Raw genomic sequence first — 15103 nt, forward strand, 5'->3', positions numbered from 1 at the left:
GGTCATGTCGATGGTATCCGCAGGAGGGCGAAGCCCCCGCATCCGGTTGACGCCCCGCTCACCACCTGGACAGATCCATGGGGATCAAGGGTGCAGGAAGCCGCCGAACGGCAGGTTCCGGACAACCGTGAAGGCGAGGACGACGGCGGCCAGCGTCCACAGGTGGGCGCGGCCGAGGCGCAGCCCGAACGGCCGCCCCCGCGCCGCCCGCACCACCCACACCGTCCACAGCACGGCGACCAGCGCGTATCCGGCGACGGCCAGGGCGTTGTCGTGCAGGGAGGCGACCAGGTCGCCGTGGACCAGGGCGTGCGCGCCGCGCAGGCCGCCGCAGCCGGGGCAGTAGAGACCGGTGAGTCGCAGCAGCGGGTCGGCGGGGTAGTGCCCGGGCTCGCCGGGATCGACGACGCCGACGTAGGCGAAGGCCGCGGCGACGGCGGCGAGCAGTCCCGCCGGAAGAGCGAATCTGTGGGCGGCGGTCGGTCCGGGCGTGTCGGCGGGCCGGGGCCGCGGGTGGGCGGTCACCCGTGCATTCTGTGCCGGGGCCGGCTCGGGCGCGCCCGGAGCGGCGCAAAGGGGTGGGGCGGCGAACACCTGGTCGCCGCCCCACCCCTTTCACGTACGGGAGTGCGTCCCGCTCAGGCCTCCGAGGCCGCGGTCTGCGGCGCGGCCGTGGCGGAGGGCTGCGCCGGGGCACCCTTGGGCTTGCCGAGGCCGGCCGCGCTCATCACGCCGCCGACGACCGCGGCGACCGCGAGCAGGCCCATGCCGACCCAGAAGCCGGCCGCGTTGCCCATCACCATGAAGGCACCGGCGACGCAGAAACCGATGAAGGCGATGATGACGCCGGTCCAGGCGGCCGGGGTGTGTCCGTGGCTGGTGTCCGCCATGGCTTGCTCCTCATTGCTTATGGCCTGTGCGTACGCGCTCGGTCCGTCGCGCGGCGCGAGGCGGCGTACAGCGTTCGTGTGTGCCTGCCCATTGTCCCGTACGCGCGCGCAAACGCCGCAAGGGGGGGTCGTCAGGCGCCGGTCGGGTCCTCGCCGCGGTCGAGAGCCTTCCACAGATCCTCGGGGCGGTCGGGGTCGACGGGCTTGGCCCGGCGCGCGCGGGGTGCGCCGGAGCGCTCGTAGCGGCCGCCCATGGAGGGCCAGGCCGCGCCGTAGATCACGGCGAGGATCCCGGCGGCCAGGATGAGCAGGCCGCCGGCCGCCGCGACGTACGGCCAGGCGGTGTGGCTGAGCGCGTCGATGGTGGCCGCGGTGTTGCCGGACGCCTGGGCGGCCTTCGCGTCGAGGGCGGAGCTGTCGTCGGCGCCGAGGACGGCCGCGGCGACGGCGCCCGCCCCGCTGAGCGCGAGCAGCGCGGCGACCAGGACGCGTCCGGCGCGGCGCACGGCGAAGACCGCGACGAGGGCGGCGAGGCCGACTATGGCCAGGGCAGCGGGGACGCCCGTGACGTCGCTGCCCTTGACGGTCAGCGGCAGCGTGCCGCCGGCGACGGAGGCGACACCGGAGCACCACTCCTCGCGCGAGGCGAGCAGCGCGACCGCGGCGCCCGCCGCTCCGAGGAGCAGGGCTGCGGCGAGGCTGCGTCGGCCGCCTCGCGGTGACGCGGCGGGCTCGGCTTCGGTACGGGGGTGCGGTACGGCAGTCACGTACTCCACTATCACCCCTTTGTGCGGACGTATGTGACGCGGGGGCGGCAGGAGTGCGCCACGTCACGTCGTCGGGGCGGCGCGGGCGGGGCGGATGGGCACGGAGACCGGGTGCGGCACCGGTCAACCATGCGTGCGCAAGGCTTCGTTCATCTTGTTGTCAGGAACAGGTCATCGAACGCCCTTTCAGGCAAAGCGGAAGCACGGATTCATTGATCCCTCTATTGACGTGCTCTCGACACACATACGTTCGGCCCGCCCGGGACGCGCACCCCGTGCCCCGGGCCGTACAGCGGGACCCGCACATCACTCCAGGTTCACCCACCTCACGGAGGAAGTACGTTGCGAAGAGCACTCTCCCTGTCCGCCATGGCCACGATGGCCGCGGCAGCCCTGGCGTTCACCGCGCCCGGCAGCCAGGCAGCGCCCGCTACGTTGTCGACGGCGCACGGAGTCACCACCGCCCACGCGTGCGCGACGCCGACCAAGAAGGACGTCATGGCGTGCGGCGCCCTCCAAGTCACCGCGGGCACGCCGAAGTCGGCGCACGCCGAGAGCGACCTGACGGCGGCCGCGGCGCCCTCCGGGTACGGCCCGGCGTCCCTCCAGGCCGCGTACAACCTGCCCTCCGCGACCGGCGGTTCGGGCCAGACGGTGGCGATCGTGGACGCCTACGACGACCCGAACGCCGAGGCCGACCTGGCGACTTACCGCTCGCAGTACGGGCTGCCCGCCTGCACCACGGCCAACGGCTGCTTCTCGAAGTACGACCAGAACGGCGGCACCCACTACCCGCGCGGCGACTCCGGCTGGGCCGAGGAGATCTCGCTCGACCTCGACATGGTGAGCGCGGCGTGCCCGAACTGCCACATCATGCTCGTCGAGGCGAAGACGGCGTCGATGACGAACCTGGGCACGGCGGTCAACACCGCCGTGAGCAAGGGCGCGAAGTTCGTCTCCAACAGTTACGGCGGCGGTGAGTCCTCCAGCGACTCGTCGTACGACCAGACCTACTTCAACCACCCGGGCGTCGCCATCACCGTCTCCTCCGGCGACAACGGCTACGGCGTCGAGTACCCGGCCGCCTCGAAGTACGTGACGGCGGTGGGCGGCACGTCCCTGAAGTCGTCCTCGAACTCCCGCGGCTGGACCGACAGCGTGTGGAGCGGCGCGGGCTCCGGCTGCTCGGCCGACGACGCCAAGCCCAGCTGGCAGACGGACAGCGGCTGCTCCAACCGCACCGTCGCCGACGTCTCCGCGGTCGCCGACCCGAACACCGGCGTCGCGGTCTACGACACCTACCGTCAGGCCACCGGCTGGATGGTCTTCGGCGGCACCAGCGCCTCCTCGCCGCTGATCGCGGCGGTGTACGCGCTCGCCGGTTCGCCGTCCTCGGGCTCGTACCCGGCGTCCTTCCCGTACGCGCACACGTCCTCGCTGTACGACGTGACCAGCGGCTCCAACGGCAGCTGCGGCGGCTCGTACCTGTGCACCGCGGGCAGCGGCTACGACGGCCCGTCCGGCCTGGGTGTGCCGAACGGGACCGCGGCCTTCACGGGCTGACACACCTCGCGTGACGCTATGAACGGGCCTTCGGCGTGAGCCGGTTGGCCGTGTGCACCGCGCGCAGGACGGCGGCCGCCTTGTTGCGGCACTCGGTGTCCTCCGCGACCGGGTCGGAGTCGGCGACCACGCCGGCTCCGGCCTGCACGTATGCCGTGCCGCCGCGCAACAGCGCGGTACGGATGGCGATGGCGGTGTCGGAGTCGCCCGCGAAGTCCAGGTAGCCCACGCAGCCGCCGTACAGGCCCCGGCGGGACGGTTCGAGCTCGTCGATGATCTGCATCGCGCGCGGCTTGGGCGCGCCGGAGAGGGTGCCGGCCGGGAAGCAGGCGGTGAGCACGTCGAAGGCGGTGCGGCCCGCGGCGACCCGACCCGTCACCGTCGAGACGATGTGCATGACGTGCGAGTACTTCTCGACCGACATGAAGTCGACGACCTCGACGGAACCGGGTTCGCAGACCCGCCCCAGGTCGTTGCGGCCGAGGTCGACGAGCATCAGGTGCTCGGCCCGCTCCTTGGGGTCGGCGAGCAGCTCGTCGGCGAGCTCCTGGTCCTCCTGCGGGGTGCCGCCGCGCGGCCGGGTGCCCGCGATCGGGTGCACCATGGCCCGCCCGTCCTCCACCTTGACCAGTGCCTCCGGCGACGACCCGACGACGTCGAACGCCTCGCCGTCCCCGCACGGGAAGCGGAACAGGTACATGTACGGCGACGGGTTGGTGGCCCGCAGCACCCGGTACACGTCCAGCGCACTGGCACGGCACCGGGTTTCGAACCGCTGCGAGGGCACGACCTGGAATGCCTCCCCCGCCCTGATCCGCTCCTTGATGTCCTCGACGGCGCCCTGGAACCGCTCGCCGCCCCACAGGGCGTCGAACTCGGGCAGCTCGGACGGCGGCAGCGCGACCGGGTCGTACTCGACCGGCTTCGCGAGGTCGGCCTCCATCGCGTCGAGCCGGGCGACGGCGTCGGCGTGGGCCTCGTCGACGCCGGTGTCGAGGTCGTTGTGGTTGATCGCGTTGGCGATGAGCAGGACGGACCCGTCCCAGTGGTCGAGCACGGCGAGGTCGCTGGTGAGCAGCATGGTCAGCTCGGGCAGCTTCAGATCGTCGCGTTCGCCGGGGCCGATCTTCTCCAGGCGGCGCACGATGTCGTAGCCGAGATAACCGACCATGCCGCCGGTGAAGGGCGGCAGCCCCTCGTGGTGCGGGGTGTGCAGCGCCTCGACGGTGGCGCGCAGCGCGGCCAGCGGGTCGCCGTCGACGGGCACGCCGACCGGCGCGGTGCCCAGCCAGTGCGCCTGCCCGTCGCGCTCGGTGAGGGTCCCGGCGGAGCGGACGCCCACGAACGAGTACCGGGACCAGGACCGGCCGTTCTCGGCGGACTCGAGCAGGAAGGTGCCGGGCCGCTCGGCGGCGAGCTTGCGGTACAGGCCGACGGGGGTGTCGCCGTCCGCGAGGAGCCTGCGGCTGACGGGGATCACTCGGCGGTCGGCCGCCAGCTTGCGGAAGGTCTCGAGGTCCATGGGTGCAGAGCCTATGGGGTCAGGCGGCGGGATCGGGGCGAGCCCCGGTGACCGGCAGCTCGCGGGCGTCGAAGCAGGTGCGGGTGCCGGTGTGACAGGCGGGGCCGACCTGGTCGACCTTGACGAGGAGGGTGTCGCCGTCGCAGTCGAGCGCGACCGACTTCACGTACTGGACGTGCCCGGAGGTGTCCCCCTTCACCCAGTACTCCCGCCGGCTGCGCGACCAGTACGTACAGCGGCCGGTGGTGAGTGTCCGGTGCAGCGCCTCGTCGTCCATCCAGCCGAGCATGAGCACCTCGCCGGTGTCGTACTGCTGGGCGATGGCGGGGACCAGGCCGTCCGCGGTGCGCTTGAGGCGGGCTGCCACGGCGGGGTCGAGGTCGCTGGACTCGGGGGTGTTGCTCATGGCGTCCATTGTGCCGCGCCGGCGCGGCGCGCCCGGCCGCCGTCCACTGTGCGGACGGCCCGCCCGGTCGTAGGCTTGCGGCATGTCGACCCATGCCAAGCGTGAACGTCTTCTGCTGGCCGATCTGTTGGAGGCCTCGGGCCCGGACGCCCCCACCCTGTGCGAGGGCTGGACGACGCGGGACCTCGCGGCCCACGTGGTGGTGCGCGAGCGCCGCCCCGACGCGGCGGGCGGGATCCTCGTCAAGCAGCTCGCGGCGCGCCTGGAGCGGGTGCAGGCGGAGTTCGCCCGGAAGCCGTACGAGGAACTGATCCAGCTGATCCGTACGGGCCCGCCGCGGTTCTCCCCGTTCGCCCTCAAGCAGGCCGACGAGGCGGCGAACACGGTGGAGTTCTACGTCCACACCGAGGACGTCCGCCGCGCCCGGCCCGACTGGACCCCGCGCGAACTCGACCCGGTCTTCTCCGACGCGCTGTGGTCCCGCCTGGAGCGGATGGCCCGGATCATGGGCCGCGGCGCCCCGGTCGGCGTGGTCCTGCGCCGCCCCGACGGCCAGACGGCGGTGGCCCACCGCGGCACGCCGGTGGTCACGGTGACCGGAGAGCCGTCCGAGCTCCTCATGTACGTCTACGGCCGCCGGGCGGTGGCGGACGTGGAACTGGACGGCGACAAGGCGGCGGTGGAGCGGTTGAGCGAGGGGAAGGCGCTGGGGCTGTAGCCCGCCGGAGCCGTAGCCCGCCGCCCCGCGTGCCAGGGCGGCGGCCGGGGCTCGGCACAAGCGTCAGCGCACCGGATGCCCCGCCTCCCGCAGCGTCTGCTTCACCTCGCCGATCCGCAGATCCCCGAAGTGGAACACGGACGCCGCCAGGACCGCGTCGGCGCCCGCCGCCACGGCCGGGGGGAAGTGGGCGAGTGCGCCCGCGCCGCCGGAGGCGATCACCGGGACCGAGACGTGCTTGCGCACGGCCTCGATCATCTCGATGTCGTAGCCGTCCTTCGTGCCGTCCGCGTCCATCGAGTTGAGCAGGATCTCGCCCGCGCCGAGTTCCGCCGCCCGGTGCGCCCACTCCACCGCGTCGATGCCCGCCGAGCGGCGGCCGCCGTGGGTCGTCACCTCGAAGGAGCCGGACTCCGTGCGGCGCGCGTCCACCGACAGGACCAGGACCTGGCGGCCGAAGCGCTCGGCGATCTCCCGGATCAGGTCGGGGCGGGCGATCGCCGCCGTGTTGACGCCGACCTTGTCCGCGCCCGCCCGCAGCAGCTTGTCCACGTCCTCGGCCGTGCGGACGCCACCGCCGACCGTCAGCGGGATGAAGACCTGTTCGGCGGTGCGGCGCACCACGTCGTACGTGGTCTCGCGGTTGCCGGAGGACGCGGTGATGTCCAGGAACGTCAGCTCGTCCGCGCCTTCGGCGTCGTACACCTTCGCCATCTCGACGGGGTCGCCCGCGTCGCGCAGGTTCTGGAAGTTGACGCCCTTGACGACGCGGCCGTTGTCCACGTCCAGGCAGGGGATGACTCGTACGGCGAGGGTCATGGCTGCGGGGTTCCTCTGAATGCTTCGAGTTCTACTTCGACCAGGATGCGGGGGTCGACGAAGCCCGTGACGACCACCAGTGTCGTCGCGGGGCGCACCGAGCCGAACAGCTCGTGGTGGGCGCGGCCGACCTCGTCGGAGTCGCGCGCGTGGGTCAGGTAGACGCGGGTGCGGATCACGGACTCGGGGCCGAGCCCGAACTCCGCGATCGCCTCCAGGGCTCCCGCGAAGGCGACACGCGCCTGCTCGTACGGGTCGCCCTCGCCGTGCAGGACGTTCTCGCGGAAGGCGGTCGTGCCGCCTACGACGACCCGGTCCCCTGCCGCCACGGCACGCGCGCAGCCGAAGGACTCCTCCCAGAAGTCCCCGCCGCGCACGCGCCGCACCTCGTCCGTCATCGGGAGACTGCCTCCAGCGCCTCTTCCAGCGTGAACGCCTTCGCGTACAGCGCCTTGCCGACGATCGAGCCCTCCACCCCCAGGGGCACCAGGTCGGCGATGGCCCTCAGGTCGTCGAGGGACGAGACGCCGCCCGAGGCCACCACCGGGCGGTCGGTCGCCGCACAGACGTTCCTCAGCAGCTCCAGGTTCGGGCCCTGCAACGTGCCGTCCTTGGCGATGTCCGTGACGACGTAGCGGGCGCAGCCCTCGGAGTTGAGGCGCTCCAGCGTCTCGTAGAGGTCGCCGCCGTCGCGGGTCCAGCCGCGGCCGCGCAGCGTGGTGCCGCGCACGTCGAGGCCGACCGCGATCTTGTCGCCGTGTTCGGCGATGACCTTGGCGACCCACTCGGGCGATTCGAGCGCCGCGGTACCCAGGTTCACGCGCGTGCAGCCCGTGGCGAGCGCCGCCGCGAGCGACGCGTCGTCGCGGATGCCGCCGGACAGCTCCACCTTGATGTCCATGGCCCCGGTGACCTCCGCGATCAGGGCGCGGTTGTCGCCGGTGCCGAACGCGGCGTCCAGGTCGACCAGGTGCAGCCACTCGGCGCCGGAGTTCTGCCAGGCGAGGGCGGCCTCCAGCGGGGAGCCGTAGGAGGTCTCGGTGCCGGACTCCCCGTGGACGAGGCGGACCGCCTGGCCGTCGCGGACGTCCACTGCGGGGAGGAGTTCGAGCTTGCTCACGGCGCTCATCAGAGGGATCCGATCCAGTTCTTCAGCAGCTGTGCTCCGGCGTCGCCGGACTTCTCGGGGTGGAACTGCGTCGCCCACAGCGCGCCGTTCTCCACGGCGGCCACGAACGGCTCGCCGTGCGTGGCCCAGGTGACCTTCGGCGCGCGGATGGACGGGTTGTGGACTTCCAGGTCCCAGTGGTGGACCGCGTAGGAGTGCACGAAGTAGAAGCGTTCGTCGGTGTTCACGCCCGCGAACAGGTCGGAGTCCGGCGGCGCGTCCACCGTGTTCCAGCCCATGTGCGGGACCACGTCGGCCTTGAGGGGTTCGACGACGCCGGGCCACTCGTCGAGGCCCTCGGCCTCCTCGCCGTGCTCGATGCCGCGCGCGAACAGGATCTGCATGCCGACGCAGATGCCCATGACGGGCCGTCCGCCGGACAGGCGGCGTCCGACGATCCAGTCGCCGCGCGCCTCCTTCAGGCCCTTCATGCAGGCGGCGAAGGCGCCGACGCCGGGCACGAGCAGCCCGTCGGCGGCCATCGCCGTGTCGTAGTCGCGGGTGATCTCCACGTCGGCGCCGGCCCGGGCCAGCGCGCGCTCGGCGGAGCGTACGTTGCCGAAGCCGTAGTCGAAGACGACAACTTTCTTGTTGGTCATGGCAGTCGTCAGTTCCAGTAGTCGAGCCGGAGCACGCCCGCGATCAGGCACATGCCCGCGCCGATCGAGAGCAGCACGATGAGGCTCTTGCCCATGCCCTGCTTGACGAACGAGATGACGCCGCCGAGCAGGAACAGGCCGAGGACGATGAACAGGGTCGCGGTGCCGTTCATGCTAGAGGGCACCCTTCGTCGAGGGGAGGACGCCCGCGGCGGCGGCACGCGGGTCGATCTCGCTCGCGTAGCGCAGGGCGCGGGCCAGCGCCTTGAACTGGCACTCCACGATGTGGTGGGCGTTGCGCCCGTACGGGACGTGGACGTGCAGGGCGACCTGGGCCTGCGCGACGAACGACTCCAGGATGTGCCGGGTCATCGTCGTGTCGTACTCGCCGATCATCGGCGCCATGTTCTCCGGCTCGGTGTGCACCAGGTACGGGCGGCCGGAGAGGTCGACCGTGACCTGGGCGAGCGACTCGTCCAGCGGGACGGTGCAGTTGCCGAAGCGGTAGATGCCGACCTTGTCACCGAGCGCCTGCTTGAACGCGGCGCCGAGCGCCAGGGCGGTGTCCTCGATGGTGTGGTGCGAGTCGATGTGCAGGTCGCCCTCGGTCTTCACCGACAGGTCGAACAGGCCGTGCCTGCCGAGCTGGTCGAGCATGTGGTCGTAGAAGCCGACACCTGTCGAGACGTCGACCTTTCCGGTTCCGTCGAGGTCGATCTCGACGAGGACGGAGGTCTCCTTGGTCGTCCGCTCCACGCGTCCGATCCGGCTCATGCGCCACGCTCCTGAGTGTTCAACTGGGCCTTCTTCACTTCGCGGGCCGCGTCCAGGAACGCGTCGTTCTCCGCGGGGGTACCGACGGAGACCCGCAGCCGTCCCGGTACGCCGTTGTCGCGGATGAGGACTCCGCGGTCGAGGATGAACTGCCAGACGGCGTGCGGGTCCTCGAAGACGCCGAACTGGACGAAGTTGGCGTCGGCCGCGGTCACCTCGAAGCCGAGGTCCTCCAGCTCGTCGACGATCCGGTCGCGTTCGGCCTTCAGCTGCTCGACATAGCTCAGCAGCGTGTCGGTGTACTCCAGGGCGGCCAGCGCCGTGGCCTGGTTGACGGCCGACAGGTGGTACGGCAGGCGCACCAGCTGGACCGCCTCGACGACGGCCGGGTCGGCCGCCAGGTAACCGAGCCGAAGACCGGCCGCGCCGAACGCCTTGGACATCGTCCGCGAGATCACCAGGTTCGGGCGGCCCTCGATCAGCGGCAGCAGCGAGTCGCCGTGGCTGAACTCGGTGTACGCCTCGTCGACGATCACCATCGTGCCCGGTCCCGCCGCCTCGTACAGCGCGAGCACGTCCTCGGGCGCGACCGCGTTGCCGGTGGGGTTGTTGGGACTGGTGATGAAGACGACGTGCGGCCTGCGGGTGCGGATCGCCTCGATCGCCGCGGGCACGTCGAGCGAGAAGTCCGCCTTGCGCGGGACGCCGGTCCAGCCGGTGTTGGTGCCGCGGGCGAGCAGCGGGTGCATCGAGTACGACGGTTCGAAGCCGAGCGCCGTGCGGCCGGGGCCGCCGAACGCCTGGAGCAGCTGTTGCAGCACCTCGTTGGAGCCGTTGGCCGCCCAGACCTGGTCGCGGGTGACCTCGTAGCCACTCGTACGCGTGAGGTACTTGGCGAGTTCCGTGCGCAGCTCGACCGCGTCCCGGTCCGGGTAGCGGTTGAGGTCGCGGGCGGCCTCGGCGACGCGTTCGGCGATGCGGGCGACGAGCGGCTCGGGCAGCGGGTAGGGGTTCTCGTTGGTGTTCAGGCGGACGGGCACGTCAAGCTGCGGTGCGCCGTACGCGGACTTGCCGCGCAGCTCGTCCCGTACGGGGAGGTCGTCGATGCGGGTCGCGCGGTTCGCTGGGCGGTTCACTGGTTCTTCGGGACCTTCCAGTCGAAGCGGGCCTTGATGGCCGCACCGTGCGCCGGCAGGTCCTCCGCCTCGGCGAGCGTCACCACGTGGTGGGCGACCTCGGCGAGGGCGTCGCGCGTGTAGTCCACGATGTGGATGCCGCGCAGGAACGACTGGACCGACAGGCCCGAGGAGTGGCAGGCGCAGCCGCCCGTGGGCAGCACATGGTTGGACCCGGCCGCGTAGTCGCCGAGCGAGACCGGGGCCCAGGGGCCGACGAAGATCGCGCCCGCGTTCTTCACGCGCTGGGCGACCTCGGCGGCGTTCTCCGTCTGGATCTCCAGGTGCTCGGCGCCGTACGCGTCGACGACCTTGAGGCCCTCCGCCAGGCCGTCGACCAGGACGGTGGCGGACTGGCGCCCCTTGAGGGCGGGCATGATCCGGTCGTCGACGTGTTTGGTGGCGGCGACCTGGGGCTCGACCTCACGGTCGACCGCGTCCGCGAGCTCCTCGGAGTCCGTGACCAGGACGGCGGCCGCCAGCGGGTCGTGCTCGGCCTGGCTGATCAGGTCGGAGGCGACGTGCACCGGATCGGCGGTGGCGTCGGCCAGGACCGCGATCTCGGTCGGGCCCGCCTCGGTGTCGATGCCGATACGGCCCGTGAAGTAGCGCTTGGCGGCGGCGACCCAGATGTTGCCGGGGCCGGTGACCATGTTGGCGGGCGGGCAGGACTCGGTGCCGTAGGCGAACATGGCGACAGCCTGGGCGCCGCCGACCGCGTACACCTCGTCGATGCCGAGCAGCGCGCAGGCGGCGAGGATCGTCGGGTGCGGCAGGCCCCCGGCCGGATCGTTCTCGAAAGCGGGCTTCTGCGGCGGCGAGGCCAGCGCGACGGACTCGACGCCCGCCTCCTGCGCCGGCACCGCGTTCATGATCACGGACGACGGGTAGACGGAGCGGCCGCCCGGCGCGTACAGGCCGACACGCTCGACCGGCACCCACTTCTCGGTGACCGAGCCGCCGGGCACGACCTGCGTGGTGTGGCTGGTTCGGCGCTGTGCGCGGTGGACCTTGCGGGCCCGCGCGATGGACTCCTCCAGGGCGGCGCGCACGGCGGGGTCGAGGTCGGCGAGGGCCTTGGCGAGGGCGTCGGCGGGGACCCGGACCGATTCGAGGGTCACGCCGTCGAATTTCTCCGCGTACTCGATCAGCGCCGCGTCGCCACGATGATGCACGTCCTCGCAGATCGGACGCACCTTCTCCAGGGCGGCCGAGACGTCGAAGTCGGCTCGGGGCAGCAGCGAGCGCAGGGCCTGGCCCTCGGGGAGGGCGGCGCCGCGCAGATCGATTCGAGAGATCACAGTCCAATTCTCTCAGACGCGCCGAAGCCGCCGCTGGCCCGTATCAGGGTCTGATACACATCGGCGGCACGGCGGGTTTCGGTCGTTGTCTCCGGCCACGCCGCACGGCCCCGCCCGACGGCGTTCAGAGCGCCGCCCAGCGGGCAGGACGCTCATGCACGGCCCGCGCGGGGCGGCAGGGGCCCACGGGGGCGACGGGGCGCGTACGGCGACGGGGCGCGTACGGGGAGGGCGGCAGGCGTGGTCTACCTGACCGGTGACGGTGACGACGGCGGGGGCGTGCCGGACGGGCTGAGCGCGGCGGAAGTGGGCATGTGGCAGGCGTTCCGCAACGGGAGCGTCTACGACCTGCGCACCGGACACGCGGACCGGGACGATCCGCACGGCGGGCACCCGTGGGGACCTGAGCGCAGCGTGCGGGCCAGGATCGTGGCGTGGCTGCTGCTCGACGGGCCGCCCGCGCTGCCCGGCCGGGTCCCCTCGCTCAAGTTGCAGGGTGTCCGGATAGTGGACGTGCTCGATCTGGCGGGCGGCTCGATCGTGCCGTACGTCGAGATGAAGCAGTGCCGCTTCGAGTCGGAGGTGGTGCTGCCGGAGACGCACTTCACGACGGTGCGGCTGGTGGATTGCTCGGTGCCGCGTCTGGAGGCCGCGCGGCTGCGCACCGAGGGCGATCTGCATCTGCCGCGCTGCCGCTTCCACAACGGCGTCCGGCTGACCGACGCGCGGATCGGCACCGACCTGCTGCTCAACGAGGCCGTCGCCTTCCGCGGCCGCAACGGCCGGGCCGTCGCCGGGGACGGCCTCTCGGTCGGCCAGGACCTGCAGGCCGAGCTGTTGGAGACGCACGGCGAGCTGAGCCTGCGCGGGGCCGACGTCGGTGTCTCGCTGAGCCTGCGCGGCAGCCTGCTGAGCAACACGCGCGGGCGCTACGCCCTGAACGCGCCGCAGATGACCGTCGGGCGCTCCCTGTATCTGACGCCCGCGGCGGTCGGCGACCCGGCGTACACCAGCGGCCGCACTCCGGCCCGCGGCACCCGCACGCGGCGCTTCGAGTGCGTGGGCGGGCTGCGGCTCGACGACGGGCGGATCGGGGACGCGGTCGACCTGGGGTCGGCGCGTTTCACGCTCGGCAACGAGCAGGAGGTCTCGCTGCGCCGCATCCAGACGCCGGAGCTGCGCTTCCTGTGCGAGCGCCCCGAGCGCGGCACGGTGGTCCTGTCCGGCGCGAGGGTCGTCACTCTGGTCGACAAGTCGACGAGCTGGCCGGGCCCAGGGCAGATCCGGATCGGCGGCTTCGCGTACGAGAGCCTCGTCAGCCCCGGCCCCGGTTCCTTCTCGTCCTTCTCGCTCAACCGGCGTCTGGACTGGCTGGCCGCGGCGACGCCCGAGTACAACCCGGAGCCGTACGAGCGGCTCGCGTCGGTGCTGCGGGCGGGCGGCGAGGACGCCGATGCCCGCGAGGTGCTCCTCGCCAAGCAGCGGCGCCGCCGCGAGACGCTGCCGGTGACCGGGAAGGTGTGGGGCCGGCTCCAGGACGTGACGGTGGCCTACGGGTACCGGCCGGGGCGGGCCGCGCTGTGGATGGCGCTGCTGTGGGCGGCCGGGGCGGTGGCCTTCGCGCACGCGCCGCACCCGCCGATGCAGCCGGGCGAGGGGCCGCGGTGGAGTCCGGCCCTCTACGCACTGGATCTGCTGCTCCCGGTGATCGACATCGACCAGGCGCACAGCTGGCGGATGACGGGGCCGTGGCAGTGGGCCGCGGCGCTGCTCGTCCTGGCCGGCTGGATCCTGGCGACGACGGTGGCGGCGGGCGCGACGCGGCTGCTGCGACGCGGGTGAAGGGGAGTCCCGCGGCGGGTTCGAGCGAGGTGCGCGGCCGCGTGGACGGTCGGGTACGTGGTCGCGACGGGTCCGCTGTCGCACCGGACCATTACGCTTGACCGTCGTGACCACCGTCCGGCTTCCTCTCTTCCCGCTCAACTCGGTGCTGTTCCCGGGGCTCGTGCTGCCGTTGAACGTCTTCGAGGAGCGCTATCGCGCCATGATGCGCGACCTTCTCAAGGCGTCCCCCGACGGCCCCGACGCGGCCGGCGACTCGGAGCCGTCCGGGTCGTCACTGCCGTCCGAGGCACGCCGGTTCGTCGTCGTCGCGATCCGCGACGGCCACGAGGTCGCGCCCAGCTCCATCGGCATGCCGGACGACGCCACGGCGAAGGAGGCGGGGGCCGGTGCCGCCGCCGGTTTCGGCGACGACCCGATCACCTCCTTCCACGCGGTGGGCTGCATCGCGGACGCGGCGACGATCCGAGAGCGGTCGGGCGGCAGCTTCGAGGTGCTCGCCACCGGCACCCGGCGCGTGAGGCTGCACTCGGTGGACGCCTCGGGCCCGTATCTGACGGCCGAGGTGGAGGAGCTCGCCGAGGAGGAGGGCGACGAGGCGGGAGCCCTGGCCGAGGGGGTGCTGCGGGCGTTTCGCGCGTACCAGAAGCGGCTCGCGGGCGCGCGTGAACGCACCCTGGCGACCGGCGCCGAACTGCCGGACGAGCCGTCTGTGGTGTCGTACCTGGTGGCCGCGGCGGCGGTGCTCGACGTGCCGACCCGGCAGCGGCTCCTGCAGGCGCCGGACGCGGCGTCCCGGCTGCGCGACGAGCTGAAGCTCCTGCGCACCGAGACGGCGATCATCCGGCATCTGCCGTCGCTGCCCGCGACGGAGCTGACCCGCCAGGCGACCAGCCGCAACTGACCCGACCGCGGAGCGAATCCGGCGAACGAACCGGCGAGGAACACGTACGTGGCGAAGAAGACCAGGAAGCAACAGCAGCAGTCCGGGTCGACCCCGGCGACGGTCGCGCTCACCGCGGCCGGGACGGAGTTCACCGTCCACTCCTACGAGCACGACCCGGAGCACCCCTCGTACGGCGAGGAGGCCGCCGAGGCGATGGGAGTCTCCCCCGACCGGGTCTTCAAGACGCTCGTCGCGGACGTGGACGGGCAGCTGACCGTCGCCGTCGTGCCGGTGGCGGGCCGGCTCGACCTCAAAGCGCTCGCCGCGGCGGTCGGCGGCAAGCGTGCCGCGATGGCCGACCCGGCGCTCGCCGAACGGACGACCGGATACGTACGGGGCGGGATCTCGCCGCTGGGCCAGCGCAAGAAGCTCCGTACGGTGATCGACGCGACGGCGCGCGACCACGCCACGGTGTGCGTGTCGGCGGGCCGCAGGGGCCTTGAGGTCGAGCTCGCCCCCGAGGCGCTGGCGGCGCTCACGGACGCGGTGCTCGCTGCGGTGAGCCGCGCCTGACGTGTGCGGCGCCCCGTTCCTCGGCTAGTGCTCCGGCAGGCAACGTTTGCCCGTCAAGGAGCGGCGTCCGGTGCGTGCTCTCGGCGTGCCGGCCGGAAGC

The 15103-nt window shown here is 72.5% G+C and carries 18 protein-coding genes; 5 read left to right on the forward strand and 13 right to left on the reverse strand.

Annotation, left to right across the window (positions count from 1 at the left end; translation table 11 throughout):
• Positions 1-84: 84 nt before the first annotated feature.
• The 3 genes from OFY01_RS27625 to OFY01_RS27635 all read right to left on the reverse strand — a co-directional run bounded on the left by OFY01_RS27625 (position 85) and on the right by OFY01_RS27635 (position 1666).
• The gene (locus OFY01_RS27625) at positions 85-525 is read right to left on the reverse strand and encodes a DUF2752 domain-containing protein (protein WP_266604422.1); all 441 of its coding nucleotides are present in this window, start codon (positions 523-525) and stop codon (positions 85-87) included.
• 113 nt (positions 526-638) lie between these two features.
• Positions 639-890: an HGxxPAAW family protein gene (locus OFY01_RS27630; RefSeq protein WP_266604424.1), complete on the reverse strand. Its 252-nt coding sequence runs from the start codon at positions 888-890 to the stop codon at positions 639-641.
• 131 nt (positions 891-1021) lie between these two features.
• Complete coding sequence (locus OFY01_RS27635; protein ID WP_266604426.1) at positions 1022-1666, reverse strand: TIGR02234 family membrane protein; 645 nt, start codon at positions 1664-1666, stop codon at positions 1022-1024.
• A 360-nt stretch (positions 1667-2026) separates the two neighbouring features.
• On the opposite strand from OFY01_RS27635, the gene OFY01_RS27640 reads away from it, so the two are divergent.
• The gene (locus OFY01_RS27640) at positions 2027-3220 is read left to right on the forward strand and encodes a S53 family peptidase (protein ID WP_407700438.1); all 1194 of its coding nucleotides are present in this window, start codon (positions 2027-2029) and stop codon (positions 3218-3220) included.
• A 16-nt stretch (positions 3221-3236) separates the two neighbouring features.
• On the opposite strand, the gene OFY01_RS27645 is transcribed toward OFY01_RS27640, so the two are convergent.
• Positions 3237-4742, reverse strand: a complete 1506-nt coding sequence (locus tag OFY01_RS27645; RefSeq protein ID WP_266604428.1) for an anthranilate synthase component I — start codon at positions 4740-4742, stop codon at positions 3237-3239.
• A 19-nt stretch (positions 4743-4761) separates the two neighbouring features.
• The gene (hisI, locus tag OFY01_RS27650) at positions 4762-5148 is read right to left on the reverse strand and encodes a phosphoribosyl-AMP cyclohydrolase (RefSeq protein ID WP_266604430.1); all 387 of its coding nucleotides are present in this window, start codon (positions 5146-5148) and stop codon (positions 4762-4764) included.
• An 82-nt stretch (positions 5149-5230) separates the two neighbouring features.
• Here hisI and OFY01_RS27655 point away from each other — a divergent pair, with 82 nt between their 5' ends.
• Positions 5231-5866, forward strand: coding sequence for a TIGR03085 family metal-binding protein (locus OFY01_RS27655; protein ID WP_266604432.1), 636 nt, complete (start codon positions 5231-5233; stop codon positions 5864-5866).
• Positions 5867-5929: 63 nt separating this feature from the next.
• Here the strand turns inward: OFY01_RS27655 and hisF are convergent, their stop codons facing one another.
• Genes hisF through hisD form a run of 8 tightly spaced genes read right to left on the reverse strand, consistent with a single transcriptional unit; the run spans position 5930 to position 11702 of the window.
• The gene (gene hisF / locus OFY01_RS27660; protein WP_266604434.1) at positions 5930-6685 is read right to left on the reverse strand and encodes an imidazole glycerol phosphate synthase subunit HisF; all 756 of its coding nucleotides are present in this window, start codon (positions 6683-6685) and stop codon (positions 5930-5932) included.
• Positions 6682-7083, reverse strand: coding sequence for a Rid family hydrolase (locus tag OFY01_RS27665; protein ID WP_266604436.1), 402 nt, complete (start codon positions 7081-7083; stop codon positions 6682-6684). Before OFY01_RS27665 ends, hisF begins: the two co-directional genes overlap by 4 nt.
• Complete coding sequence (gene priA, locus OFY01_RS27670; RefSeq protein ID WP_266604473.1) at positions 7080-7805, reverse strand: bifunctional 1-(5-phosphoribosyl)-5-((5-phosphoribosylamino)methylideneamino)imidazole-4-carboxamide isomerase/phosphoribosylanthranilate isomerase PriA; 726 nt, start codon at positions 7803-7805, stop codon at positions 7080-7082. Before priA ends, OFY01_RS27665 begins: the two co-directional genes overlap by 4 nt.
• A gap of 8 nt (positions 7806-7813) precedes the next feature.
• Positions 7814-8452 carry an imidazole glycerol phosphate synthase subunit HisH gene (gene hisH, locus OFY01_RS27675; RefSeq protein WP_266604438.1) on the reverse strand — a complete coding sequence of 213 codons (639 nt, stop codon included), beginning with the start codon at positions 8450-8452 and terminating at the stop codon, positions 7814-7816.
• Between the two features lie 8 nt (positions 8453-8460).
• On the reverse strand, positions 8461-8625 hold the full coding sequence (locus OFY01_RS27680; protein ID WP_266604439.1) for a hypothetical protein: 165 nt from the start codon (positions 8623-8625) through the stop codon (positions 8461-8463).
• Between the two features lies 1 nt (position 8626).
• Positions 8627-9226, reverse strand: a complete 600-nt coding sequence (hisB, locus tag OFY01_RS27685; protein ID WP_266604441.1) for an imidazoleglycerol-phosphate dehydratase HisB — start codon at positions 9224-9226, stop codon at positions 8627-8629.
• Positions 9223-10362, reverse strand: coding sequence for a histidinol-phosphate transaminase (locus OFY01_RS27690; RefSeq protein ID WP_266604443.1), 1140 nt, complete (start codon positions 10360-10362; stop codon positions 9223-9225). Before OFY01_RS27690 ends, hisB begins: the two co-directional genes overlap by 4 nt.
• On the reverse strand, positions 10359-11702 hold the full coding sequence (hisD, locus tag OFY01_RS27695) for a histidinol dehydrogenase (protein ID WP_266604445.1): 1344 nt from the start codon (positions 11700-11702) through the stop codon (positions 10359-10361). Before hisD ends, OFY01_RS27690 begins: the two co-directional genes overlap by 4 nt.
• Before the next feature lie 240 nt (positions 11703-11942).
• On the opposite strand from hisD, the gene OFY01_RS27700 reads away from it, so the two are divergent.
• From OFY01_RS27700 to ybaK, 3 genes are all read left to right on the forward strand, one after another.
• A complete protein-coding gene (locus tag OFY01_RS27700) occupies positions 11943-13544 on the forward strand; it encodes an oxidoreductase (RefSeq protein ID WP_407700437.1) in 1602 nt (533 codons plus the stop codon).
• Positions 13545-13650: 106 nt separating this feature from the next.
• Positions 13651-14448: an LON peptidase substrate-binding domain-containing protein gene (locus tag OFY01_RS27705; protein WP_266604467.1), complete on the forward strand. Its 798-nt coding sequence runs from the start codon at positions 13651-13653 to the stop codon at positions 14446-14448.
• 48 nt (positions 14449-14496) lie between these two features.
• The gene (ybaK, locus tag OFY01_RS27710; RefSeq protein ID WP_266604469.1) at positions 14497-15003 is read left to right on the forward strand and encodes a Cys-tRNA(Pro) deacylase; all 507 of its coding nucleotides are present in this window, start codon (positions 14497-14499) and stop codon (positions 15001-15003) included.
• The last annotated feature ends 100 nt before the right edge of the window (positions 15004-15103 follow it).

It is taken from the genome of Streptomyces beihaiensis (assembly GCF_026274175.1).
GTDB classification, from domain to species: Bacteria; Actinomycetota; Actinomycetes; order Streptomycetales; family Streptomycetaceae; genus Streptomyces; species Streptomyces beihaiensis.

Coding starts and splice junctions, on each gene's coding strand:
- OFY01_RS27630 (WP_266604424.1), bottom strand. CDS start 890: ATGGCGGACACCAGCCACGGACACACCCCGGCCGCCTGGACCGGCGTC.
- OFY01_RS27640 (WP_407700438.1), top strand. CDS start 2,027: ATGGCCACGATGGCCGCGGCAGCCCTGGCGTTCACCGCGCCCGGCAGC.
- OFY01_RS27645 (WP_266604428.1), bottom strand. CDS start 4,742: ATGGACCTCGAGACCTTCCGCAAGCTGGCGGCCGACCGCCGAGTGATC.
- hisI (WP_266604430.1), bottom strand. CDS start 5,148: ATGAGCAACACCCCCGAGTCCAGCGACCTCGACCCCGCCGTGGCAGCC.
- OFY01_RS27655 (WP_266604432.1), top strand. CDS start 5,231: ATGTCGACCCATGCCAAGCGTGAACGTCTTCTGCTGGCCGATCTGTTG.
- hisF (WP_266604434.1), bottom strand. CDS start 6,685: ATGACCCTCGCCGTACGAGTCATCCCCTGCCTGGACGTGGACAACGGC.
- OFY01_RS27665 (WP_266604436.1), bottom strand. CDS start 7,083: ATGACGGACGAGGTGCGGCGCGTGCGCGGCGGGGACTTCTGGGAGGAG.
- hisH (WP_266604438.1), bottom strand. CDS start 8,452: ATGACCAACAAGAAAGTTGTCGTCTTCGACTACGGCTTCGGCAACGTA.
- OFY01_RS27680 (WP_266604439.1), bottom strand. CDS start 8,625: ATGAACGGCACCGCGACCCTGTTCATCGTCCTCGGCCTGTTCCTGCTC.
- hisB (WP_266604441.1), bottom strand. CDS start 9,226: ATGAGCCGGATCGGACGCGTGGAGCGGACGACCAAGGAGACCTCCGTC.